This window comes from Bacillus hominis (assembly GCF_030348325.1).
Taxonomy (GTDB): Bacteria; Bacillota; Bacilli; order Bacillales; family Bacillaceae_G; genus Bacillus_A; species Bacillus_A hominis.
Map to the genome: position 1 here is coordinate 2199793 of NZ_JAUCFS010000005.1, position 23941 is coordinate 2223733.

The 23941-nt window shown below is 32.4% G+C and carries 25 protein-coding genes, 7 pseudogenes, 1 riboswitch and 2 other annotated features; of the genes and pseudogenes, 22 read left to right on the forward strand and 10 right to left on the reverse strand.

All coding sequences use genetic code 11. From position 1 onward, the window contains the following. Positions 1–21 precede the first annotated feature (21 nt). Positions 22–101 (reverse strand): annotated as a pseudogene (locus tag QUF93_RS13825) (YolD-like family protein); the annotation flags it as partial. Here QUF93_RS13825 and QUF93_RS28880 point away from each other — a divergent pair. Further along, a pseudogene (locus tag QUF93_RS28880) lies at positions 70–156 on the forward strand (N-acetylmuramoyl-L-alanine amidase); the annotation flags it as partial. The pseudogenes QUF93_RS13825 and QUF93_RS28880 overlap by 32 nt on opposite strands. Before the next feature lie 50 nt (positions 157–206). Here QUF93_RS28880 and QUF93_RS13830 read toward each other — a convergent pair. Further along, entirely contained in the window at positions 207–419 is a 213-nt protein-coding gene (locus QUF93_RS13830) for a DUF3006 domain-containing protein (RefSeq protein WP_289375411.1), read from the reverse strand. Positions 420–421: 2 nt separating this feature from the next. After that, positions 422–1093, reverse strand: a pseudogene (locus tag QUF93_RS13835) (ComEC/Rec2 family competence protein); the annotation flags it as partial. Between the two features lie 91 nt (positions 1094–1184). Here QUF93_RS13835 and QUF93_RS13840 point away from each other — a divergent pair. The 6 genes and pseudogenes from QUF93_RS13840 to QUF93_RS13865 form a co-directional block, all read left to right on the forward strand. Beyond that, positions 1185–1571 carry a hypothetical protein gene (locus tag QUF93_RS13840; RefSeq protein WP_289375413.1) on the forward strand — a complete coding sequence of 129 codons (387 nt, stop codon included), beginning with the start codon at positions 1185–1187 and terminating at the stop codon, positions 1569–1571. Between the two features lie 238 nt (positions 1572–1809). Beyond that, positions 1810–2295, forward strand: coding sequence for a hypothetical protein (locus tag QUF93_RS13845; RefSeq protein WP_289375415.1), 486 nt, complete (start codon positions 1810–1812; stop codon positions 2293–2295). A 254-nt stretch (positions 2296–2549) separates the two neighbouring features. Then, positions 2550–3089 carry a hypothetical protein gene (locus QUF93_RS13850; RefSeq protein ID WP_289375417.1) on the forward strand — a complete coding sequence of 180 codons (540 nt, stop codon included), beginning with the start codon at positions 2550–2552 and terminating at the stop codon, positions 3087–3089. A gap of 155 nt (positions 3090–3244) precedes the next feature. After that, positions 3245–3370: a hypothetical protein gene (locus tag QUF93_RS13855; RefSeq protein WP_289375419.1), complete on the forward strand. Its 126-nt coding sequence runs from the start codon at positions 3245–3247 to the stop codon at positions 3368–3370. 14 nt (positions 3371–3384) lie between these two features. Then, positions 3385–3972 (forward strand): hypothetical protein, encoded by a 588-nt coding sequence (locus tag QUF93_RS13860; RefSeq protein WP_289375421.1) that lies wholly within the window; start codon positions 3385–3387, stop codon positions 3970–3972. Between the two features lie 321 nt (positions 3973–4293). After that, positions 4294–4644 (forward strand): annotated as a pseudogene (locus tag QUF93_RS13865) (SbcC/MukB-like Walker B domain-containing protein); the annotation flags it as partial. 160 nt (positions 4645–4804) lie between these two features. On the opposite strand, the gene QUF93_RS13870 reads toward QUF93_RS13865, so the two are convergent. Next, positions 4805–4978 (reverse strand): hypothetical protein, encoded by a 174-nt coding sequence (locus tag QUF93_RS13870; protein ID WP_002200571.1) that lies wholly within the window; start codon positions 4976–4978, stop codon positions 4805–4807. Positions 4979–5361: 383 nt separating this feature from the next. Between QUF93_RS13870 and QUF93_RS13875 the strand changes: the two genes are divergently transcribed. Next, positions 5362–5661, forward strand: a complete 300-nt coding sequence (locus QUF93_RS13875) for an ArsR/SmtB family transcription factor (RefSeq protein ID WP_002119279.1) — start codon at positions 5362–5364, stop codon at positions 5659–5661. Between the two features lie 58 nt (positions 5662–5719). On the opposite strand, the gene QUF93_RS13880 is transcribed toward QUF93_RS13875, so the two are convergent. Next, entirely contained in the window at positions 5720–5905 is a 186-nt protein-coding gene (locus QUF93_RS13880) for a YkvS family protein (protein ID WP_088058777.1), read from the reverse strand. A gap of 508 nt (positions 5906–6413) precedes the next feature. Here QUF93_RS13880 and QUF93_RS13885 point away from each other — a divergent pair. Together QUF93_RS13885 and QUF93_RS13890 are read left to right on the forward strand one after the other, a co-directional pair. Continuing rightward, positions 6414–7616, forward strand: coding sequence for an L-lactate MFS transporter (locus QUF93_RS13885; RefSeq protein WP_289375423.1), 1203 nt, complete (start codon positions 6414–6416; stop codon positions 7614–7616). Between the two features lie 513 nt (positions 7617–8129). After that, on the forward strand, positions 8130–8672 hold the full coding sequence (locus QUF93_RS13890) for a chorismate pyruvate-lyase family protein (RefSeq protein ID WP_289359116.1): 543 nt from the start codon (positions 8130–8132) through the stop codon (positions 8670–8672). 37 nt (positions 8673–8709) lie between these two features. On the opposite strand, the gene QUF93_RS13895 is transcribed toward QUF93_RS13890, so the two are convergent. Further along, complete coding sequence (locus QUF93_RS13895; protein ID WP_001043905.1) at positions 8710–8982, reverse strand: non-specific DNA-binding protein Hbs; 273 nt, start codon at positions 8980–8982, stop codon at positions 8710–8712. Between the two features lie 203 nt (positions 8983–9185). Here QUF93_RS13895 and QUF93_RS13900 point away from each other — a divergent pair, with 203 nt between their 5' ends. Next, positions 9186–9953 (forward strand): DUF3891 family protein, encoded by a 768-nt coding sequence (locus QUF93_RS13900; RefSeq protein ID WP_088058780.1) that lies wholly within the window; start codon positions 9186–9188, stop codon positions 9951–9953. 61 nt (positions 9954–10014) lie between these two features. Here the strand turns inward: QUF93_RS13900 and QUF93_RS13905 are convergent, their stop codons facing one another. Next, the gene (locus QUF93_RS13905; protein WP_289359118.1) at positions 10015–11382 is read right to left on the reverse strand and encodes an alanine/glycine:cation symporter family protein; all 1368 of its coding nucleotides are present in this window, start codon (positions 11380–11382) and stop codon (positions 10015–10017) included. Between the two features lie 108 nt (positions 11383–11490). Further along, a riboswitch (glycine riboswitch) is annotated at positions 11491–11611 on the reverse strand. A gap of 226 nt (positions 11612–11837) precedes the next feature. Further along, positions 11838–12417: pseudogene (locus tag QUF93_RS13910) on the reverse strand (hypothetical protein). A gap of 129 nt (positions 12418–12546) precedes the next feature. Here QUF93_RS13910 and QUF93_RS13915 point away from each other — a divergent pair. The 7 genes and pseudogenes from QUF93_RS13915 to thrS all read left to right on the forward strand — a co-directional run bounded on the left by QUF93_RS13915 (position 12547) and on the right by thrS (position 18580). Next, positions 12547–12891, forward strand: a complete 345-nt coding sequence (locus tag QUF93_RS13915; protein WP_289360979.1) for a hypothetical protein — start codon at positions 12547–12549, stop codon at positions 12889–12891. 223 nt (positions 12892–13114) lie between these two features. Next, on the forward strand, positions 13115–13744 hold the full coding sequence (locus QUF93_RS13920) for a YdbC family protein (protein WP_289375425.1): 630 nt from the start codon (positions 13115–13117) through the stop codon (positions 13742–13744). Between the two features lie 97 nt (positions 13745–13841). Further along, entirely contained in the window at positions 13842–14207 is a 366-nt protein-coding gene (locus tag QUF93_RS13925; RefSeq protein WP_289375427.1) for a VOC family protein, read from the forward strand. 447 nt (positions 14208–14654) lie between these two features. Beyond that, complete coding sequence (locus QUF93_RS13930) at positions 14655–15362, forward strand: pseudouridine synthase (protein WP_289359121.1); 708 nt, start codon at positions 14655–14657, stop codon at positions 15360–15362. Positions 15363–15429: 67 nt separating this feature from the next. Then, positions 15430–15600 (forward strand): annotated as a pseudogene (locus tag QUF93_RS13935) (IS1595 family transposase); the annotation flags it as partial. Positions 15601–15677: 77 nt separating this feature from the next. Continuing rightward, on the forward strand, positions 15678–15959 hold the full coding sequence (locus QUF93_RS13940; RefSeq protein WP_289375428.1) for a hypothetical protein: 282 nt from the start codon (positions 15678–15680) through the stop codon (positions 15957–15959). Between the two features lie 174 nt (positions 15960–16133). Next, positions 16134–16357, forward strand: a binding site (T-box leader). Between the two features lie 37 nt (positions 16358–16394). Then, positions 16395–16616 (forward strand) — a binding site (T-box leader). A 44-nt stretch (positions 16617–16660) separates the two neighbouring features. Next, entirely contained in the window at positions 16661–18580 is a 1920-nt protein-coding gene (gene thrS, locus QUF93_RS13945; protein ID WP_289375430.1) for a threonine--tRNA ligase, read from the forward strand. 316 nt (positions 18581–18896) lie between these two features. On the opposite strand, the gene QUF93_RS13950 is transcribed toward thrS, so the two are convergent. After that, positions 18897–19115 carry a helix-turn-helix domain-containing protein gene (locus tag QUF93_RS13950; protein WP_002119312.1) on the reverse strand — a complete coding sequence of 73 codons (219 nt, stop codon included), beginning with the start codon at positions 19113–19115 and terminating at the stop codon, positions 18897–18899. 10 nt (positions 19116–19125) lie between these two features. Continuing rightward, on the reverse strand, positions 19126–19608 hold the full coding sequence (locus tag QUF93_RS13955) for a DUF2975 domain-containing protein (RefSeq protein ID WP_289375432.1): 483 nt from the start codon (positions 19606–19608) through the stop codon (positions 19126–19128). A gap of 390 nt (positions 19609–19998) precedes the next feature. Here QUF93_RS13955 and QUF93_RS13960 point away from each other — a divergent pair, with 390 nt between their 5' ends. The 4 genes and pseudogenes from QUF93_RS13960 (at position 19999) to QUF93_RS13975 (ending at position 23941) form a co-directional block, all read left to right on the forward strand. Further along, positions 19999–20766, forward strand: coding sequence for an ABC transporter ATP-binding protein (locus tag QUF93_RS13960; RefSeq protein WP_289375433.1), 768 nt, complete (start codon positions 19999–20001; stop codon positions 20764–20766). 12 nt (positions 20767–20778) lie between these two features. Then, positions 20779–22662 (forward strand): ABC transporter permease, encoded by a 1884-nt coding sequence (locus QUF93_RS13965; protein WP_289375435.1) that lies wholly within the window; start codon positions 20779–20781, stop codon positions 22660–22662. A 160-nt stretch (positions 22663–22822) separates the two neighbouring features. Further along, positions 22823–23020 (forward strand): annotated as a pseudogene (locus QUF93_RS13970) (MFS transporter); the annotation flags it as partial. Between the two features lie 54 nt (positions 23021–23074). After that, complete coding sequence (locus tag QUF93_RS13975) at positions 23075–23941, forward strand: ABC transporter permease subunit (protein ID WP_289375437.1); 867 nt, start codon at positions 23075–23077, stop codon at positions 23939–23941.

The following is a 23941-nucleotide window of genomic DNA, read 5'->3' on the forward strand; positions in this document are numbered from 1 at the left end:
TTGGTTCATTAGGGTCGGCTTTTAATTTAAATTAACTAATTCATCAACTTAAACTCAGTATTCAAACCAAACGCATCTGTGCAATACACAGTTCGCAATAGTAAAGGTAAAACATACTATGTAACTACTAATGAAGCCTATGTGTATGTGAAATAAAGAAGAGCCGTCCTGTTGGATGGCTCTTCTCATTTTAATATTTAATCTTGCTATTCAAATAGTTTATCCATTAAATTTTGAATCTCATGCCTTCTTTTTTCTGTTTCATTTTTATCGATTGTATACTTATTATCCTCAATAATAAGAACATCACCCTCTTTTGCAGCAGAAGGAAGTTTTGATTTTGGCACATCAATTGTTATGCTATTAATTTCAATAACTGCTATTTCCCCTTCAAAACGGTCAATAATACCTATATGCATAATTATCTCTCCGTTCTTACAGAAATATTTGAACCATCACTATTAACAACTACTGTCCCATTTAAATCTGTTCTATACACCTTAACAGACATTGAAGATAACTTAGCTAAAGTTTCCTGTGTAGGATGGCCATATTGGTTACCAGCACCGGCACTGATTACAGCGATGCTTGGTTTTACTGTATCTAAAAATGGCTGTGAAGAAGAAGTCTTACTTCCGTGGTGGCCAGGTTTTAATACATCAGATTTTAGGTTTGAACCATGTGCCGCAATCATATCTTTTTCACTTTTTGATTCAGCATCACCAGTAAATAAGAAGGATTTGCTTTCATGTGTTACTTTTAATACAGCACTCCATTCGTTTAGGTCGTTACTGTATTCTTTAACAGGAGCTAAAAATTGTGAGTTTAAACCATTGATTGGTAAAGTTACACCAGATTTTGCTTCTTTAATTGTTAATCCTTTGTTAGCCACTGCAGTTAAAAAGTCTTTAAACGTTTGTGTCGTATGGTTTACTTTAGGAGCGTAAACATTTTTTACATTCATAGAATAAAGGACTTCATCTAAACCGCCTACATGATCAGCATCAGGATGCGTAGCAATCAAATAATCAATATTCTGGAATCCTAATTCTTTTAGATAATTCGCTACTACGTTACCTTTTCCGTTGTTTCCTCAAATTGAAATAAGTAAGGGTTTAAAAGGATTAGAATTAATAATTGAGAAATATAGTTTTCTAATAAACTGGATAATATTTTTCGTATCATTGATTCTAATTCGCTGGTTTATTAGAAAAACGATTGAGAAACTACAGACACCAGCACCATCTTGGTTTGGTACTGGAAACTATGATAAGGAAATTTATAAAGAAATTAACGGGTTTAATTGGATGGTTCATGCAAACATCAGATACAAAGATCCTTTCAATAAGGAAAAATTAGATGTCTATGTAGGTCAAGTAGACGGCCCATATTGTAAGAATGATGATAGAGAAATGAAGTTATCTAGAACGTATCTTGGCAGATATAAATACAAATGTCCTAAATGCGGATATCAAAAGGTGCTCTTTAAAAACAGATGGACCATTGAGAATGACATTAAGGATGAAATTGAAGCATTAGCTAGAAAACAAATAAGAAACAATCAACAATAGGAAGAGGGTGGTAATGAATCCACTCTTTTTCTAACACATATAAGTTCGCACGAAATATCAATTTTACGAACAATAAGGTTAAATATATAAATAAGAACAACAATATAGCAATATTAGTCTCCAGGCATGTAGGATTCTAACTTACAATACATATGGATCAAGATATCATATATACTTAGAGTAATTATATTGTAGTTTGCATTTATGAGAATATAAATTATATAAGGAGGAATTTTGATTGAACAAAAATTACATATCTTTCGGCTTAATAGCAGCAATTGTCTTTATGTTTTTCTGGAACAACAAATCAGACTATTACGGAGAATATAGCATGAACGGTCAACCACGTTATGATATAAAGATTATGGACAATGACACAGCTACATTTAATTTCGATAATCAATTTGTCACTGTAAATTATAAAGAAAAGAATGATCGATTAGAAATAATCCAAGATGATGTCTATCGTATTTACAATGAAGGAATAACGAATGTTTATTTAGAACCCCAAAAGGATGACACTCTTTTGTATAGTGTGGTTCAGTTTGGAGAAAAAAATACGATTGGTAAATATAAAAAAATCGATGGTAGTAATGGAGATAGCGGCCAACCTAGTGTATTTTGGTTAACTGTTAAAAATATATTTTACGGGTTCATTATCTTTGGTGTGATTATGACTATTCTTTGGTTTGGTTTTTCATATCTACGGAGAAATGAGAAATAACAATAAACATCAATAATAAAACTACTTTAAATATATATGCACCTTATTATTAATAGTTTATATATAACACCCTCCCTTCACACTAATAATGATGGAGTTTTTTTAATTACCATAATATTATTATGTCATAAAGTTTGTGTGAGAATCTACAAAATGTAGGTTCTTTTTTTGTTTAAATATCATTCGACTATTTTACAAAACCGAGTGATATAATTAAATTAGAATATAAGATTATAAGATAATGGGGGAGTCCTATGGATTTGAAAGAGTTTGTAATCAATAATAAAACTTGGATATTAGGGATTGCTGGGTTGTTAATAATTTGTTACTTCTTATTTGGCAAAACTAACGGTTTAACAAGAGAACAATTTGAGGATAAGCTGAAGGAAATGTCAAATGGTAAAATTGCAATTGTAGACTCTGAAGTATCAGAGATCACGAAAGATAAAAGTTTATATAATGCTAGTTGGAATGGGATGGGAATTTCTGCAGGTATAGACAAAGATAATAATATTACGATGCCATTTTTAATAGGGATTAAACCTGGTGGTCAAATAAATGAGATAACAATCGGTCAATATCAAGAACTGATTCAACACATTAGTAGAATAGTCGATCCAAAGCTATCAGAAGAAGATGCACAACATTTGATTACAAATGAGTTAAACTTTAATAATTATATTATGAATAGAGAAAAGCACTCTACAATTAAGCATGATATACGATATGAGCTTAGTCCTGGAGGGGATTCTGCTCCATGGTTTACATTAATGATTACTCCAAGTAAACAATGATACATATAAAAGAAAGTATTAGGTAAATATATAATCGTAAAAATAAAACTCTGTTTACTCAGGGTTTTATTTTTATGCCCAAAAACGTCATTCTCAATTTGCCTGACTTTTTAAATGGTATATATAATAGAAATAATGTAAAGGGGGAGGAATAAATGAATAGAGAAATATCATTAAATTATTTTAATGAATTAATAGATAAAAATAAAATATTGCATAATATGAAGTTTATATATATGGTAAAATATGATAGTTTATTAGTTGCAGTGAGAATTTTATAAAAGGGGATATATATATGTTGAAAAAATGGGGAGTTACGCTATTGATAGTGGCATTAGTGGCTGGATGTTCGTCAAAGACGGATACAGTCCAAGAAGAACCTAAAAATGAAGAATCAAAAGTAGAAGAAAAGGTAGAACAAACTAAAGTTGAACACGTTAAAGAAGAACCAAAAGTTAGTTCAGTTGAAGATGAGAAAGAGAAGAGAAAAAAATATGTTGATAATATTGTCATCATTACTGAGAAGACTGGTTTATCGAACAAACTTATAGAGAAACTTCTTATGGAAGCAAATGATAACACAAGTTTGTTTGGAGACAATAAGTGGAAAGATGCTATAAGAAAAGGATACAAAGCAATTGGAAATGATTATGACACATTAAAAACATACCCACAACAACATATTCCAGATGCATATAAACAACATCATGAAACATTATTAAAAAGTTATGAAACTTACATGGATAGTGGAGTGAAAATAATACTCTCAGTAGAGGAATTAAATTCAAGCAAAATGAAAGAAGGATTAGAATTAAAACAGAAAGCCGTAGAATTGTTAAACAAATATACTGATGATATTAAAAACGTTCCAGACCCAAAATAACTAAGAAAATGAGGAGTTACATATTGTCAGCCAAACGCTCACGACGCACGTCCAATTTCTGAACCCCACTCTTTACAAAGGTGGAGGACGGTGAAGTAAGTGGTAAAAGGAGAAGGAATTAATCAATATTGTTTAGACATTATACAGATGTGACTTTAACGACTAAAATAAAAAAACGTAGGAAAAAATCCTACGTAATGGATGTTATAATCTCTTGATTTGTAACGGATTATTATATAAATTTTATCGTTCTATCGGTCACACCAGCGGTCACACTTTTTACGAATATCCTTACTAAATACCTCCTAAAAAGCCTTTTGTATAGCCATTTTCGTATACGATGCATACACCGGCCAAACCCGAGATGTAAAAACATTATCAGGCGGTGAGAAATTTAACGCATCACTTTGCTTAGCACTTGGAATGGCAGATGTAATTCAAGCGTATGAGGGTGGTATTTCTATCGAAACTATGTTTATCGATGAAGGATTCGGCTCATTAGATGAAGAGTCATTAACGAAAGCAGTTGACGCCCTAATCGACTTGCAAAAATCTGGTCGCTTTATTGGCGTAATTTCACACGTTCAGGAATTGAAAAACGCAATGCCAGCTGTATTAGAAGTAACGAAGCAGAAGGATGGCTGTAGTCAGACACGGTTTGTGGTGAAATAAGCTTGTCAAATTGAAAGTATCTATCATTACTTTGAACATTGTACCAAATCGGTATAACGTTTTTTCAATAAAGTTCAAATGAATTTAATAATATTTTTATTTAAAGCCGTCTCTATAGCAGAGGCGGCATTTTTATTATATAAAGGAATGAACGATGCAATTATGAATCATTTGAAGAAGGTGGCGTATTTGCCAAACGGTTATAACTTTTAAAAGCTGCGATTGCCGATATTACACCACCTGTTAAAAATAAAGCTGAACCACCAACTAAAATAATACGACTGACATACGTTTCCCGAGCTTCTTCAACCTGTTCTTGTGATGGTGTTGGCATATAAATTCCCCCTCAATAATAATGTGTTTTGTAATAGTATATACAAATGCCTAACATGTGTTAAAAAAGCTGGATAGTTTATATGTAGAATCATCTAGTTTTTTGTTTTGTATGAAAAATTATAGAAAGTTAAATGAATCCTATAGTATCAAAAAGCGTTTCAATTATTTGAAAATCTTCATCCTAAATTTATGCTAACTTCACATACAGCACATATTAAGATTGTATTATGTATATGTACCAAATAAATAAAATAAATAGAATTTCTGTTTTTAATGAAATGAGATCTTATTATTTCTATATAAGGGTCTTAATTGGGGATTGTGGTTTTCTTTAGAAATGGATCTAAATAAAAAGGAATCAATATAAAAGGGGAATGTCTTATGACAACATATACGAGTGAGTTGACAAAAAAATTAGTTACTGAAGAAGATGTAGATATTTTAAAAATAATGGCGCATCCAATACGATTACAAATTGTAAATGAATTAAGTGCACGCAAAACTTGTAATGTAACACAATTAACAGAAATATTAAATATTCCTCAATCGACTGTTTCACAGCATTTATCAAAAATGAAAGGTAAAGTGCTAAGAGCTGAAAGAAGAGGATTAGAAATTTATTATTACATTAATAATTTAAAAGCAAGCAAGATTGTTAGTGTTTTAGGATATATAAATTAATGAAGTGTTATTATACAAAATAGCCTCCGCTGTTAAGCAGGGGCTATTTTGTGTTATTTTATTTATTTGCATTTAAAATTTTATAGTTTTTATGATTTACAATTGTTCGGTCAAATTCAAAAGTACCACCGCTTACATCTGTAACTTCAACTAAGACCGATTCAGTGTATAGTTTTAGCACAGATCCTGTAATCTTTAAGTTATTTCGTTGAAATAGTATAGTATCCCCTACGTTTGCTTTCATAGTACCTCCTTATAAAAGACAGAAATGTTTGTTTATTATATATATTAAACCACGTATAGATATATTAGTGAATGTTTAGTTTTATTTATCAATAAAATATTTGTTGTTTAATAAAAATTAAAGTGCAACATTATGTAAATGAATTATATATTTTCTATTTTTATGTAGAAAATTGTAAAAAACGTTGTAATTCTGTATGTTTCGTTAGAAAAACAAAATATACGGTCGACGCATAACTTTTTATAAAAGCTGCTACGAAAACCCCCGTAAGTCGTATAGATGCAAAACATTATAAAAGCTGCTACGTATTTAACAAGTAGTTTTTTGTATTTCACCCTTCGTTTTATGTAACTGGTTCCATATATTTGACGCTCCATCTTGTAAGTGCTTACATAGACGGAAATATCCTATACAATGAAGTTGTTAAATCGAATGAGGTGGCGAAAATGAAAATAAAAAAAGCATATTTAGCGAATAGCATTGAAATAGAAAGAGGAGGAGAAATGGTATGAAAAAATCATCGGTTAATCCATGGCTTGTTGTTCTTGGCACAGTCATAGTACAAATGGGGCTTGGAACGATATATACATGGAGCTTATTCAATCAGCCTTTAGTTAGTAAATACGGTTGGAGTCTTAACGCAGTTGCTATAACTTTCTCAATTACTAGTCTTTCTTTAGCGTTTTCAACTTTGTTTGCAAGTAAATTGCAAGAAAAATGGGGACTTCGTAAACTAATTATGATAGCTGGACTAGCATTAGGACTAGGATTAATACTTAGTTCACAAGCTTCCTCATTAGTATTACTTTATGTACTAGCAGGATTTGTTGTAGGTTATGCAGATGGTACAGCATATATCACTTCACTATCCAATTTAATAAAGTGGTTTCCAGAGCGTAAAGGTTTAATCGCTGGTATTTCTGTCTCTGCATATGGTTCGGGTAGCTTAATCTTTAAATACATTAACGCACAGTTGATTGAATCAGTTGGTGTATCACAAGCGTTTATATACTGGGGTGTAATTGTTACAGCTATGATCGTGATTGGTGCTTGTTTAATCCATCAAGCTGCTGATCAAGGTGCAGTTCAGGAAACAAAAACTAAAGAATATACAACAAAAGAAATGCTAGGCACAAAACAAGTATACTTATTATTTATTATGTTATTTACATCATGTATGAGTGGCTTATACTTAATTGGTATGGTAAAAGACATCGGTGTTCAACTTGTAGGGCTTAGCGCAGCAACAGCAGCTAATGCGGTGGCTATGGTTGCAATCTTCAATACATTGGGTCGTATCATTCTGGGACCGTTATCAGATAAAATCGGCCGTTTAAAAATCGTTACTGGTACTTTTGCTGCTATGGCGACTTCAGTCTTGGTTCTAAGTTTCGTAGATTTAAATTATGGTATCTACTTCGTCTGTGTAGCAAGTGTAGCGTTTTGTTTTGGTGGAAATATCACTATTTTCCCAGCTATTGTTGGTGATTTCTTCGGAATGAAAAACCATAGTAAGAACTACGGAATTGTGTATCAAGGATTTGGATTTGGAGCGCTTGCAGGTTCCTTTATCGGTGCACTTCTAGGTGGATTCAAACCAACCTTTATGGTGATCGGCGTATTATGTGTCGTGTCATTCATTATCTCAATTTTAATTCAAGCACCTAATCAGAAAAAAGAAAAAGAAGAAGAGTATCGCAGCGTAGCGTAAGTATATAAATCTTCTATTACACTACTATAACTAAAAAGTACCCTAATAAATAGGGTGCTTTTTTACGGTATATTATAAAATTACGAAAGGGAAGTGGATGAAAAACCACTTCCTTTTTTCTTCATGAACTATGTTTTTAGTATTTTTCTTTATCCAGGCTTTATTATCTTCGGAATTTTCTCAAACGGTGAAATCAACAGTATCTAAATTTTTTGGAAATCTTTATAAGCTAAAAAAATCAATATAGATAGTTGTATTTACAAAAGTGCAGAAATATTTATCTGAAAAATAAAAAAAGATTGACAAGTTAAATGAGAGAAATTATCATTTAGGTGTAGGTTATAAGTGAAAGTGATTATCAGGTGAGTAGTTTTCTGTACTTGTTATAATAAAAGCAATATTGATATTACAAGGGAGCGTATATGAAATACAACAATTAGATGCAAGAGAACTTTTGAAAAATTGTCAAGTTAATACTAGTTAATGAAATATTTTATAGAAGAGGTGTTCCTCATGTTAGTGGCGGAAAATAGAAAAAGCGAATTAACTTATAATGTACAAGCAATTAAAAATATTTTATTTTCTGGAGATACATCATCTATTCTTGCTTTAGAAAAGCTTTTGAATGATACAGTTCAATTGGATGTTCTCGAACAAGAGGAAATCGATAGACAGTACATTCCGAAAGAAGCAAAGAATTTCTTTGATAAAAACGGAACATTTCTTTACCGCGTATCTAATGTTAGTTATAAAGGTAAGGTGTTATCTGAAAATCTAATTTTTGCGGACACATCGTTTTTACCGGATACTATAAAGCAAGAATTAGAGGATGGAAATATTCCAGTTGAAAAAATTATAGAAAAAATGGAAGTAAGAAGAAACGTATTATACGAAGGATATCAGCCATCCGGAAATATTATCGAATTGTTTGATGGATGTTCTGTTGCGGCGAATGTTTATCCGACTAGAAAATATCAGGTTGTAAGTAACTGCAAATGTATATTTTATATTTGTGAAGTGTATCATGCGGAGAATATAAAGGAATTGCTTAAATAAAACAAGAAACCAGCCTATAAAAAGGCTGGTTTCTTGTTTATTTAACAGCTTCTTTTAATTCTTTACCTGCTTTAAATGCTGGAACTTTACCAGCAGCGATTTGAATTTCCTCACCAGTTTGTGGATTACGTCCTGTACGAGCAGATCTCTCACGCACTTCAAAAGTTCCAAAACCGATCAATTGAACTTTATCGCCAGATTGTAACGCATTAGCAATTGTGTCAAATACGGATTGTACAGCTGCAGAAGCATCCTTTTGAGAAATATCAGCTGATTGTGCGACATTTTTAATTAATTCTGTTTTGTTCATGTTTTCACCTCATAAAAAAATTTTAGAATAAAAGTCTTAGTATAATGAATGTTATAGAATAAGCTACTTTTGCTAGTAGAAAGAATACTGTATAGTTATGTTAATTTCGTTGCAAGAGACTGAATCCCTGCTAATAATCAGGGATAAATTAAGAATCGATGCATATAAAAAGCTGTAGTATGAAGATGAGGGGGATTATATAGATGATTTTTCGTGAAAAGAATGAGAAAGAAAGTATATTAATTCGTCAACATGATCATAGTTTTTTAGCTGGAGAGATTGCTAGTAATATAAAAGAGGATTTCTTTGAAAATCAGGAATATTTAATGGAAACTATAGATGCTATATATGAGCATGATAGAGGATGGATAGGGCTAGATAAAATCCCGATTTTGAACGATGCTAAAAATGTTCCATATACATTTATGGATTGTCCAAGCCCATTGCGCTTTGTTTTTTATACGATTGGCTTAAATGAAATTGAAGAATCTAGTCCATACGGGGCATTACTTTGTAGTAAACACTTTTTATCATTTCCACTAAATGAAGAAGATGAAGAGATGATGTCTTTTTATAAACATGAATTGGAACGACAAAAAAGAATATTGAAAACGTTAACAAAAGAACAATATACGATGTTCGATAAACATTATAGATTATTAAAGTTTTGTGATGAGCTTTCATTATATGTATGTATGAATAAACCTGGTGTAAAAAAGAAAGATGAAATTGATTTATTTAAAGATGGTTTTGAGGGAACAGAAATGTTTAATAGTAAGGAGGAGAAACTTATTCAAGCTGAGTGGGTGGATGAAGAAACAATTCGAATTACACCGTTTCCATTTAAAAAAGAATTTCATGCGTATGTAAAATATAAAACTATAAATAAACATGAAATTGAAGAAAAAGGGATTGCAAGGGAGGATAGAGAATCGGAAATTCAGAAGCAAACGATATATTTTATACAATAGAGAGGGCATAACAAGAAAAAGGAATGATCTCACTTTATGAGTCATTCCTTTTAGAAATAAATTAACTTACACGTTTTTTATTTAATTCCTTTAATTTTTCTGCTTGTAGAAACCGATTTGTTTCAGCGACAACTACACCACTTAATCCAATAAGGCCAATTAGGTTTGGAATTGCCATAAGTCCATTTGCAATATCAGCAAATGTCCATACGATGCCTAGCTTTAAATTAGCACCAATAGCAATCATCACGATGAAAATTGCTTTATAATATCGAACAGCACCTTCTCCAAATAAATAAGCGACGCATTTCTCACCGTAATACGACCAGCCTAAAATAGTAGAGTAGGCGAATAAAATAATAGCAATACCAAGGATCATACTGCCAGCGGTGCCGAATACAGACTGGAATGCAAGTGTTGTAGCTTCAACACCGGTTTTACCTGATTTCCATGCCCCTGTTGTAATTAATACAAGTCCTGTAATTGTACAAACAATAAACGTATCTAGAAAAGTACCAGTCATAGAAACGAGTGCTTGCTTTGCAGGTGAATCAGTTTTTGCTGCAGCGGCTGCGATAGGAGCACTCCCTAAACCAGCTTCGTTCGCAAATACACCGCGCGCCATTCCGATTTGAATAGCTGATGCAACTGTTGCTCCAATAAAACCACCAGCAGCTGCTGTACCTTGAAATGCACCAGAAAAAATAAGTGAAAATGCTTCTGGAATTTGATCAAAGTGATAGAAAATAATAATAAGACCAGCAATTATATAAAAGAAAGCTTTAATAGGAACGATAAATCCCGTCACTTTCCCGATTTTTTTTACACCGCCTAAAATGACAATAGCGATTAAAAATGACATTAATATACCAGTTAAAGCAGGGGGGAAAGAGAAATTAATTCGCATTGCCTCTGCAACTGAGTTAGATTGCACCATATTACCGATACCGAAAGAAGCAGTTGTACCGAATATAGCGAATAAAACAGCAAGCCATTTCTTACCTAAGCCATGCTCTAAATAATACATCGGTCCACCTGAGTATTCACCATTTTCATTACTAACACGGTATTTCACCGCAAGGATTGCCTCGGCATACTTTGTTGCCATTCCGAACAAAGCGGTAATCCACATCCAAAAGATAGCGCCGGGTCCACCGATTGTCACAGCGGTTGCGACACCGGCTATATTTCCCATACCAATCGTTGCAGCCATAGCTGTCATGAGCGCCTGGAAGTGACTAATATCTCCAGAAGAAGATGTATCTTCTGATTTTTTAAATGCAAGTTTATGAGCGTATAATAGTTTACTAAACTGTAAACCTTTTAGACGCACTGTGAGAATGATTCCAGTTCCGACTAGTAGCAACAAAGTCGGTAATCCCCACACATAATGATTCATTTGTTCTAATACTTTACTTACTGTCTCCATCTTTATTCTCCTTTTTTTAGAAAAAATAAAAACCACTTCAAGTAAATGAAATGGTCTCTGGAGAAACAAGGGATAGAAAAATAAACCGATACAAATCGGCTTTTTCTTTCGCTTGTCTCTGTCCTTTTACCTGAGAGATTATCCGCTAAAGTAGCGGATTTGCTCCTTCGGTGCTCGTTTTCCTCCGCGCTATACAAAAGCGAGAGGGAGTCTCTCCAGAGATTCGTCCCCATGCAGTTCTACTTGTAACCAAGACCTGAGAGTTTCAAAGTTCGTTTAACAACTTCTTGCCCCGTCGGTAGATCAATAGATCTTCTCCTGAATGGTTCATCCGAATTATAAAATTAATAACTTAAACGCATTGAATGTAAGTAAATATACATAATCAATAAAAACATTATAGATAGACATTAAGTAGATTGCAATCATTTTTTATTTTGAAATAGTAAAAATATTTATTTTTTTGATATTCCTAATTTATCTTCTATTTCATTTAAAGTAGACAAAGCGATTACAATATGTTGATCTGCAAGCCCTAAAGCATGCTTTGTATTTTCAATTGTTTCATTGGTTGGAGTAGAATTGTTGTATCCGTCTATAATCAAATCTGCTGCATTTTTCATGAAATTAGAAGCGGCCTTAAATTCAGTTGTGAAATAGACTAGTTGCTTTTGTATATGTGGTTCTGTTATATTTTCTTCGTTTTTCATAGTGTCTATATCTTTAATAATTGCTTCATATTGTTTGGAAACAGCATTCATTGTAACTAATAGTTTGTTTTTATCTACTGAATCTCCGTTTGTGTTAATCTCTTCCCAGGCAGGCAACCAATCTTTCTCAATTATGTCATTATAATTAGTAGTTAATTCATTCATTCATTTTAGGTTGTAATTGAGTTCGGAACGTTGTGGTATCAACGGTTTCTACAGTTGTTTTTTTAGCATTTTTTCGATCTTTAGCTGCGTAGAAAATAGTGCCGGAAATAATAAGAATAGAAACCAAAAGCAGCCATTTGTTTAAAAGTAATTTCTTCAATATATAAATCCTCCAAATTCTAAAAACTTATAATATATAATAATAATAATGTTAATGAGGGCAAAGAGTATAGTACAGAAGTGATTTGAATTACATTTATTCTATACACGAATAATTAAAACTAGTAAAATAATGAAGATATTATGTAAGAAAAGAGGATTTTTAGTGGGAACGAAAAGAAAAAAACGAGCTTCAAGTATTGCAACGGCTATGTTATTAGTTGGTTTACTTGCACTCATATATATGAGCAAAGAATCCAAAATTGAAGATTTTCCAGTACCAATGTCAGCGATACATGTTAATGATGATAATGAAGAGACTTATCAATATATAAGTGTTATGCCTATTACGGAGGCAAACGGATGGGAGAACTTAGGGGAAAACGGACATACTGTTAGTTTTAAAAAAGGGAATCGGAAAGTAACTGTATTACATTATCCGGGAGAGATTACTTATTATTTATTTGAGCAATAGATATACAAGGGAGATAAGATTGAGATGTAATTCGTATAGGGTTACATCTTTTTTTATGTTCCGAATTATTTGAAATTAAAATAGATAGATGGTTTGATAGATATAGTGCTAAAAAATGATTGTTTGTATATTTGTACAAAAGTAAAAATCTTTAGTTACCATAGTTTTATTATGTAAATTGATTATTGTAAGAGAGAGATTGTATTATAGGGGGAAATTAGAAATGTTACTAAAAACAATTTACTGTAAAGTGGAAGAAGAGAAAAGGGAATTGTTTTCTGATGCGCAAGAAAAATGGCGTGACTTACAGCATTTAGATGGATTTCATGGACAATTTGGTGGGTGGAATGAAGACGAGGCATGTGTATATACTTTATGGGAAGATAGAAATGCATATCAATCATTTATGAATGGTGCTCACGATACAATTTATTTAAATAGTAATCAAAAAGATACGTTTTTTTCATGTGAAATTGAACTATTTCAAACGTTGTATGATATAAATGATATTCCTTTGAAAGATGTTATTACACAAGGATCTTTTGTAAGAGTTGCTATTTGTGATGTAAAACAACAGAAAGGAAATCAATTTTTACATAAGCAAGAAACAATTTGGGATAAAGAAATGGAAAAAATAAAAGGAATGTTAGGTGGAGTAGTTGGGAAGTCTTTAAAAAATGAAAATCGTTACATAGTGTTAACTTATTGGAAAGATGAAGTAGCACATGAACGTTATATGAAAGAAATTTTCCCTGAGTTATATCAGTTAGCAAATGTAAATGAGTATGTTGAAAGTATAAATGGAAAGAAAATTATTCGGAAGGAAGAATGGTCTGTTACCGTTTCGAAATAAAGTTAGAACTTGTTAAAGTATCTGGTTTAGATAAAGTTGATATAGAACATTTGTTCTTGTATAATTGTTTTGTACAAGAACAAGAGGGGGAGTTAAAATGGGTAAAGTTTTAAGATTTGAAATTCAAGTTCCAAACCCTGAAGAAGCTATTCAATTTTATACAAAAAGTTTTGGATGGAAGTTTGAAAAAATGCCTGGGCCACATGACTATTGGTTCATAATTACAGGTGAAAGTGATAGACCCGGTATCGATGGTGGACTAATGAAATCCCCTGATGGTGCTACTAGGACGACTAATTCGATTGAAGTACCTTCAGTTGATGAGTACATAAATAAAGTTATTGAAAATGGTGGACAAGTAGTTGTACCGAAAACTGCTATTCCTAATTGGGGTTACTTTGCTTATTGTATAGATAATCAAGGGCTTCTTTTTGGAGTATGTGAAGAAAATATTGAAGCGTAAAAAATTAGGGGTTTTGAGATTATTTTGTTTGTTGAACGATGTTTTCAATTAAAGGTTATAATTATTAAAAACCCTTTTGTATAAAAACTAGTATTATTTGAGCTGAAGAAGGATCCATTTTGATTATTTTCAAAAGGATTCTTTTTTTGTATTTCACATATTACGAGTTATTTAGGCATTATTAATCAAACTTATATCGGTATATTATCTATGAAAAAAGTAAATAAATGATGTTATATTCAAATGTAAATCTATGGACTGCAAAATAGTTTAAAGTGAAAAGGAAAAGAGGAGCAATTATTTTCTCATAAACATGTAATTAAAGGAAGACGTCATATACCCTTTCATGTTAATATATTTAAGTTATAATAGGAGGCTTACCCTTTTTTATTGTAGGGTAGAAGCAGTGTGAGCTTGAAATTTTTTTTAGAAAAGGATGTGCCTAATTTGCGTATAAATAAATTTATTAGTGAAGCTGGAAAAGCGTCTCGACGTGGAGCAGATAAACTAATTAATGAAAGAAGAGTAATTATTAACGGTAAGGTTGCAAAAATTGGTGACCAAGTAAATCCAGGTGATGACGTGCGCGTAAATGGAGAGCAACTTCGTATTGCTCGAGATCATGTGTATATAGCTTTAAATAAACCAGTAGGTATTACATGTACGAGTGAAAAAGCTGTAAAAGGTAATATTATCGATTTAGTGAATCATCCTTTACGAATTAGTCATATTGGACGTCTTGATAAAGACTCAGACGGCTTAATTTTGTTAACGAATGATGGCGATATTGTTAATGAAATTTTACGTGCTGAAAACAAGCATGAGAAAGAATATATCGTTTCAGTAGATAAACCGATTACACCGGAGTTTTTAGAGAAAATGGCAGCAGGGGTTAAAATTTTAGATACAAAAACTCTTCCTTGTGAGATTACACAGTTATCAAAATATGAGTTCAAAATTATTTTGACACAAGGGCTAAATCGCCAAATTCGCCGTATGTGTGAAGCTTTAGGTTATCAAGTATATACGTTAAAACGTACGAGAATTATGAATATTGAATTGAATAATTTACCGGTTGGACAGTGGAGAGATTTATCGAAAAAAGAGAAAAAACGACTATTTTCAGACTTAAATTACGAACCACAAGATTGGTAATAAAGAGAAGGGGAAACCAAAAATGGATTTTTGGTTTCTTTTTTTATTGGCTCTGTTAAAGGTAAATAAAGGTGTAGCTACAAAATATCTGGATAACTACCTGTTTTGGTTCTTGTTTGTCGATAGTCGTAGTAATGAAAGTACTAAACATAATATTAAGGAATTTCTATTATCGTCGTTTGTATTTGAAATGTCAGATATTTATGAGAGTTTATGTTTATTTAAGTTTATCGTGTAATTGTTCATTCTTAGGCAAATAAAAAATGATTATCGTTCACCCCTTAAAATGGTAAAATCATATTTGGAGGTGGAATTGTGAAAAGATTTAGTATATTGTCAATAACTTTTATGGTTATAGGGCTATTATTATTCGGATTAAATTGGATAATAGTTGGCTATTCTGAACCCATTGTCCTTTTAGGCTTTATTTCTTCTTTAGTAGGAATTGTATTAAGTTTTATAGCAATTGCTAAACGGGAAGTGGGAACCATAAAATTCATATCACTTCTTTCTTTCTTTGTTGTTATGTTTTTAATTACTTGGTTTGAACCATTTCAGGTTCTTCGTATTATTACTTGGTTAAAAAGTAGCTCTTAATAGCGAAAATATAGGAATTAGTGGGAAACCTTTAAACTTAGGTTTCTCACTAATTTATTTAAAAATCAACATTAAAATTTAACAGAGCCTTGTTATTAAATAAAAAATGTTTTTTAAACACTTGCAAAAATAAAATGAATAAGATATAGTAAATAACAATTAATGGATGTACTTTTAAAAGCAAAGAAAAGGACACGAGTTATTTTAAACGGTTATACAGAGAAGGAAGAAAAGCTGAGAACTTCCTAACGCAGAAAAATAACTTACCACCTTAGAGCTGCACTGGGGAAATTAAGTATCTAGTGCCGTGTAAGCGACGTTACCGCAAAAGAAGCCATTATGTTTTTTGTAATGGGAATCTGGGTGGAACCACGAATATAAGCATATTCGTCCCTATTTACTAGGGATGAATATGCTTTTTTGCATTCAATTTCATAATAAGCGAAGAAAAGGACACGAGTTATTTTAAACGGTTATACAGAGAAGGAAGGAAAGCTGAGAGCTTCCTAACGCAGAAAAATAACTTACCACCTTAGAGCTGCACTGGGGAAATTAAGTATCTAGTGCCGTGTAAACGACGTTACCGTAAAAGAAGCCATTGCAATTTGTGATGGGAATCTGGGTGGAACCACGGGTAAAAGCACGCTCGTCCCTATTTTAGGGATGAGTGTGCTTTTTATTATGAAATGGAGAGATGAAAAATGAAAGAACAGATGATTGAAATTAAATTTCCAGATGGTAGTGTTAAAGAATTTGTAAAAGGAATTACTTTAGAAGAAATTGCAGGATCCATTAGTAGTAGTTTAAAAAAGAAAGCAGTCGCAGGAAAAGTAGACGATCAGTTATTTGATTTACACCGTAATATTGAAGGAAATGCGAATGTTGAAATCATTACTATGGATTCAGATGAAGGGGTAAAAATTGCAAGACACTCCGCTGCACATATTTTAGCGCAAGCTGTAAAAAGAATGTATGGTGACATAAACCTGGGGGTAGGACCTGTTATTGAAAATGGATTTTATTATGATATGGATCTTCCAAGCAGTGTAAACGTAGAAGACTTACCGAAAATCGAAAAAGAAATGAAAAATATTATAAATGAAAATGTAAAGATAGAACGAGTTGAAATCTCTCGGGAAGAAGCAAAAAAACTGTTTCAAGAAATGAATGATAGTTTGAAATTAGAACTGTTAGAAGCAATTCCTAATGATGAAAGTGTAACTATTTATAAACAAGGTGAATTTATAGATTTATGTAGAGGACCTCATTTACCATCTACAGGTTATTTGAAAGCATTCCAATTAACTCATGTTTCAGGAGCATATTGGAGAGGAGATAGTAATAATCAAGTGCTTCAGCGTATATATGGTGTTGCGTTTTCTTCTCAAAAAGACTTAGAAGAGCATTTACATTTTGTTGAAGAGGCGGCAAAGAGGAATCACCGAAAACTAGGTAGTGAACTTGAATTATTTATGTTTTCAGAAGAAGCGCCAGGAATGCCATTTTATTTACCGAAAGGGCAAATCATTCGAAATGAATTAGAAGCGTTTTTAAGAGAAATTCAAAAAGAGTATGATTACCAAGAAGTACGCACTCCATTTATGATGAACCAAGAATTATGGGAGAAGTCAGGACACTGGGGCCATTATAAAGACAATATGTATTTCTCGGAAGTAGATCATAAAAGCTTTGCGTTAAAACCGATGAACTGCCCGGGTCATATGCTTATATTTAAAAACAAATTGCATTCTTATCGAGAATTACCGATTCGCATGTGTGAGTTCGGTCAAGTGCATCGACATGAATTTAGTGGCGCTTTAAACGGATTATTAAGAGTTCGTACTTTCTGTCAAGATGATGCTCATTTATTTGTAACACCAGAACAAATAGAAAGTGAGATTAAGTCAGTATTGAAACAAATTGATTATGTGTATAAAACTTTTGGATTCCAATATGAAGTAGAACTTTCTACTCGTCCAGAAGATTCAATGGGTGACGCTAAATTATGGGAGCAAGCAGAATCGGCATTAGAAAATGTATTACAATCATTAAATTATAAATATAGACTAAATGAAGGTGACGGTGCATTCTACGGACCGAAAATCGATTTCCATATTAAAGATGCTTTAAATAGAAGTCATCAATGCGGAACAGTCCAACTAGATTTCCAAATGCCCGAGAAATTCGATTTAAATTATATAGATGAGAATAATGAAAAGAGAAGACCAGTTGTCATTCACCGAGCAGTTTTAGGATCTTTAGACCGCTTCTTAGCGATATTAATTGAACACTTTGGAGGCGCGTTCCCAGCGTGGGTGGCACCGGTTCAAGTGAAAGTAATTCCAGTTTCAAATGCAGTTCATGTACAATATGCAAATGAGGTTGCAGACAAGTTAGCACAAGCTGGAATTCGAGTTGAGCGAGATATAAGAGATGAAAAATTAGGATATAAAATAAGAGAAGCACAAATGCAAAAAGTTCCTTATGTTCTCGTTATTGGGGATCAGGAAATGGAAAGCGAAGCTGTAAATGTCCGAAAATATGGTGAAGAGAAGTCAGAAGTTATTGAATTAGATGCGTTTGTGGAAAGTATGAAAGAGGAAATAAAAAATAGGAAATGAGATTGATAATAAAAAACACCATTAATATGTAATACTGAATTTAAAGTAATTAAAGATATATAAGATATACTACACGACGACGCATGTTGTTTAACAAAGTAGTTTTAAGGTGTATCAACACTTTGCTTGATACGCCTATTTTTTATGTTTTTTATCACTACATTCCTCAAAACGACAAATATATTGCTTTGAAATAACGTTGTTTCTGTAATATTTAAAGAATAGCGTTATATAAAATGACAATAAAGGTATTTAATTTTAAAAACCCAAACAAGCATAACCCCATTCTAAATGTAGGACGGGGTTATGCTTGTTTTTATTGAGTGTATTCGTCGCTTTTATACTCCAAAATATCACCTGGTTGACAATTTAAAGTCTTACATATCGCTTCTAATGTTGAAAAACGAACCGCTTTTGCTTTCCCATTTTTCAGAATGGAAAGATTCGCCATCGTAATCCCGACCCTCTCCGAAAGCTCCGTTACGCTCATTTTTCGTTTTGCTAACATCACATCAATATTAATAATAATTGCCATATCCTCCACCTCAGACCGTTAAATCATTTTCTGATTTTATATTAATAGCTTCTTGTAAAAGTCTTTGGAGAACAGCAGCAAAAACGGCGATCACCATAGAGGCGAAAATAATGACCAATCCGATTGGTATGAAACTTGGAGGGTCAATTTTTTTCGCCATGAGATAGTAGAGTGGCATACCTAGCAAGTACAAGGTACTGATCGTGATGGCACAGTATTTTATATTCTTTAAAGCCTTTACCGATAATTCCGAGAACGCTTGGCTCTTATCAATATAGCTTAAAAGTTTAAAAGCTTGATACAGAGCAAAGTAAAAAGGTATCGTTGCCGCGTACATATCGATTAAAACGAGATATTGCATATAAGCAATATCTGGATATAATTCTTCAGCAAAATTCCCGATCTTAGGCACCAAAAATATGCACAATGCAAGAACTGGGATTCCTATAAAAATAATAGCTAGCTTTAAAAAGAGTGTCGTAACTTGTTTCATAAAAAGCACCTCGTTTATTTAATGACAACATGATTTTATCATACGATTTATCGTTTTACAATAAAATTGTATTGTTTTTTATTATGTTATTATTGTTATTGAAATATCCTTTTAATTTTGACAAAAATAAAAAACATTTCTCATTACAAAGAAATGCTCTTATGAAGTGGTGTGTTTTATTTTTACCTTACAAAAATGTAAGGTAAATGTAAGGGAAATCGAATGAACGGATTTTAGAAAAATGAGAATATTAAGTAGAGAAATCGTTCGTATTTCTTATGTATTTCAATGTGTGGTTGAAAAAATTAAAAATTCTTAAGAATTTTTATGAGAAAAATATAAGAAATATATGGGAAATTAATACTATACAAAAGGGATGGAGTGAATGAGATGTCAACAAATGTAGTAACAGTAGAAAGTGTAGAAAAAACGTATGGGAAAAGAAATGAGAATCAGTCGAAAGCGTTAAGGGGTGTATCACTAAGTATTAAAGAAGGAGAATTCGTTGGGATTATGGGTCCTTCTGGATCTGGAAAAACGACTTTACTTAATGTCATTAGTACACTGGATCAAGCGACAGGTGGTAGTGTAACAATAGCTGGCACAAATATTACTTCTATGAAGGGGAATGCATTATCAGATTTTCGCTCTCAAAAATTAGGATTTATTTTTCAAGATTTTAATTTACTAGAAAACTTATCAATTTATGAAAATATCGCTTTACCACTTTCTCTGCAAGGCGTACCTTCAAGTGAGATTACTGGAAAAGTAAATGGAGTAGCAAAGAAATTAGGGATTACTGAAATTTTAACGAAATATCCGTCATCCGTTTCTGGTGGACAAAAACAAAGAACAGCGGCAGCACGAGCTTTAGTACATAATCCAGCAATCGTATTAGCAGATGAACCAACAGGAGCGCTCGATAGTAAAAATGCAAAAAGTTTATTAGAAGCGATGCAAGATTTACATGAAAATCACAATGTAAGTATTTTGATGGTAACACACGATGCATTTAGTGCGAGCTATTGTGAACGTATTTTATTTATTCAGGATGGACTTCTTTATAAAGAGTTAAATCGTCAAGGAACACGAGAAAATTTCTATCAAGATATTTTAGGTGTGCTTGCCCAAATGGGCTCAGCAACTGAGTCGAAGTAAGGGGGCGAGACTATGTTATTCAAATTATCACGTCATAGTATGAAAAAAATGTTAAAGGATTATATGGTTTTACTTATTGGTCTAGTCATTAGTATTAGTATTTTTTACATGTTCCAAACGATGGCGATGAATAGTGAATTTACAAAAGATAATAGCCTCATTAGTAGTATTAGGCTCGTCTTCTGGGTTGGTGCAATATTACTTTCTTTCATTACAGTTTTTTACATCATATATGCCAATTCTTTTTTACTTACATTAAGAAGAAAAGAACTCGGGATGTACATGATGCTTGGGGCGAAAAAGAAAAAAGTAGCGCAATTATTATTTATTGAGACGTTTGGTATGGGTATTGTCAGTATTATTATCGGTATTTTAGTAGGAATAGTACTTGCTAGTGTAGCAGGGAATTTTTTAATGAATGGAATGGAAATTTCAGCAAAAGGTAATTACGCATCTGTGTACACACCAGCTATATTAGTTACATCTATTTTCTTCGTAATATTATTTTTCATTACTGGTTTAATGAATAGTTTCCGATTATTACGTAAAACAGAATTAGAGTTAATACGTGAAGACGAAACGCAAGATGAGGTTAAGAAAAACAAAACTCGTACTGTTATTATGACAGTACTAGGTGTGTTACTAGTAAGTGCAGGATACTATTTTATGGTAAATATAAAAATGTTTGCTGAACTAGGATTTATAATAGCGACAATCGTTACGACATTAGGAACGTATTTCATTTTTAACTCATTACTTCCACTTTTTGTAATGAAAATTAAGGGGAATAAAAAACGAAATGAAACGGGCTTAAATAGTTTTACTTATGCACAGTTACGTTTTCGAGTAACTAGTTTATCGAGAGTACTAGGTACTGTAGCGATGTTAATTGCATTAGGTGCAGGTGCGATGACAGCAGGTATGGCATTTCAAAAAAATGTAGGCATTATGACAGACTTTTCACGTGTATATGATGTCGTAATTCATGATCCAAATGAACAAGATACAGCAGCATTAAAAGAAATGCAAATTGTTGAGGAAAGCAAGTATAAGTATAAGGTAGATGGAGAGGCGGTTTATTATTTACGTAACGACTTAACTGCAAAACCGCCACTTGTTTCCGATCATTTTGATACAAAAACTTTAAAAGAGCCTGCACGTAAACGTGTGGCTGAACCTTTAACTGAACCTGTCTATTCTGCTTTGGAAGCTCCCGAAGCAGCGAAAAAGCTTCCTCCTATGCCAAAAGATTGGGAAGATGCAGTTGTAAGAGAAATACAAATTACACATAATCAATTTAACGGAAAACCTGTAAGAATTGCTGATGAAGAACACTACAAAGCAGTTCAAGGAACAGAACATAGTGTAATGCTAGTAAGAGTAGACGATATGAAAAAATATAAACCATTGTTACTCGACATAGATAAGAGACAAAAAGAATTAATTGAAAAAACAACAGGCGCAAAAGTAGAACTATATACGAAAATGACAATTTATCAGTTTATGAACAGTTTCATGAGCGGAACAATGTTTATGGGATTTTTCCTCGGAATTGCCTTTTTAGCTATGATGGCAAGTTCCCTTATGTTCAAAATATTAACAGGTGCTTCTCGTGACGTACGCCGATATGAAATGCTGCGGAAAATTGGTGTGAGACGTAGTATGTTAACAAAAAGTATATATAAAGAAATCTCATATTTATTTATCTTCCCAGCAATTATTGGAATTTCCCACGTTTTAGTAGGGCTTAACTTATTCAGCTTCATATTAGTTGACCCGTTTGTAAAAGTGTGGATGCCAATAGGAATCTTCATAGTAATTTATTTCATTTATTATTGGATTACTGTCCAACTCTATAAAGGTATGGTAATGCCGAGAGAAGAAGTGGCGAAATAGTAAAAAAAGACTCTTGTTTTCATAACAGGGGTCTTTTTTATAGGATGTTCTTTATAAAGAAGGAAAAGATTGGATAATAGTCGAAAAATATAATATAACTTCCTAGAAATGACTGAAATAACAATATTTTGTCGGAAGAAATGCTACAGTTATTTCGTAACAAAGTTTATTTAGCCCATTAACGACAGGATTCCAACTGTTATCTCTTGGCGCCATAGCAATGTTGTTCCCAAAATGGATTAGTGCAGATACATTGTATATTATTTTATTTGGTTTATTATTATTTGTTACGTGTTTATATCAAGCTCTTTTACCTAGTGGGCAAAAGAGAGAGCAGGGTGTAGCTGAAGAGATGTAATATATCTGGGTTTTAAATTCTGAATATTCTTTCTAAAAGTAAGGGGTAATAGTTATGTTCATTCGAATTGGTAAGTGGTGTGGGGTTACTTGTTTACAGTTATTTGCTGCAATCTTATGTATTATCTGTCTAGGTGCGCTCCCTCGGTTATTTAAGGGATTGCAAATTGATTTAATCGGTTTTTGGAATGCAATCATATATGTAGGAGAGAAAGTACTTCACCCAGCTGAAATTACATATGGGTTTCAGGTACCGAAAAAATTGTTCCCGCAAATTTGGACCCATTATATTGAAACGATGATAGTATTTCTTTCGGCTTTTTTACTTTCTTTATGTATAGCGTATGTACTTGTTGTTTTTGTACTACAGCGTTCTCCTATGAAACAAAGAATATGGAACGGGATTTTTCTTGCGCTTGAAAGCATACCAGATATTTTACTTATTTTATTATCGCAACTTCTTGTCATAATTATTTTTCAAAAAACAGGTTTTATGCCTATCAAACTTGCTGGATTAGGAGAAGAAAAAGTACGTTTGTTACCAATAATATGTCTTGCTATACCTACAACGTTATTATTTATGAAGCTACTATTATTACGTTTTAGGGAAGAATTAGAGAAAGATTATAGTATATTTGCAAAGAGCAAAGGACTAAGTTTAAGACATATTTTGACGCACCATATTTCAAGGAATGTCTTGTTAACAACAGTCTATTATGCAAAAACAAATATTTTATTTATGCTATCCAATCTATATATTATTGAATGGATTTTTAACACATATGGAATGTTTGTATTCGTAAAAGAATATTCGAATATAGAAATTTTCACAGTAAGTTTAATTATATTATACGTACCGATCTTTATCATATTTCGCTTATTACATACGTTCTTACAAAATGTAATACAGGAGGATGCGTAA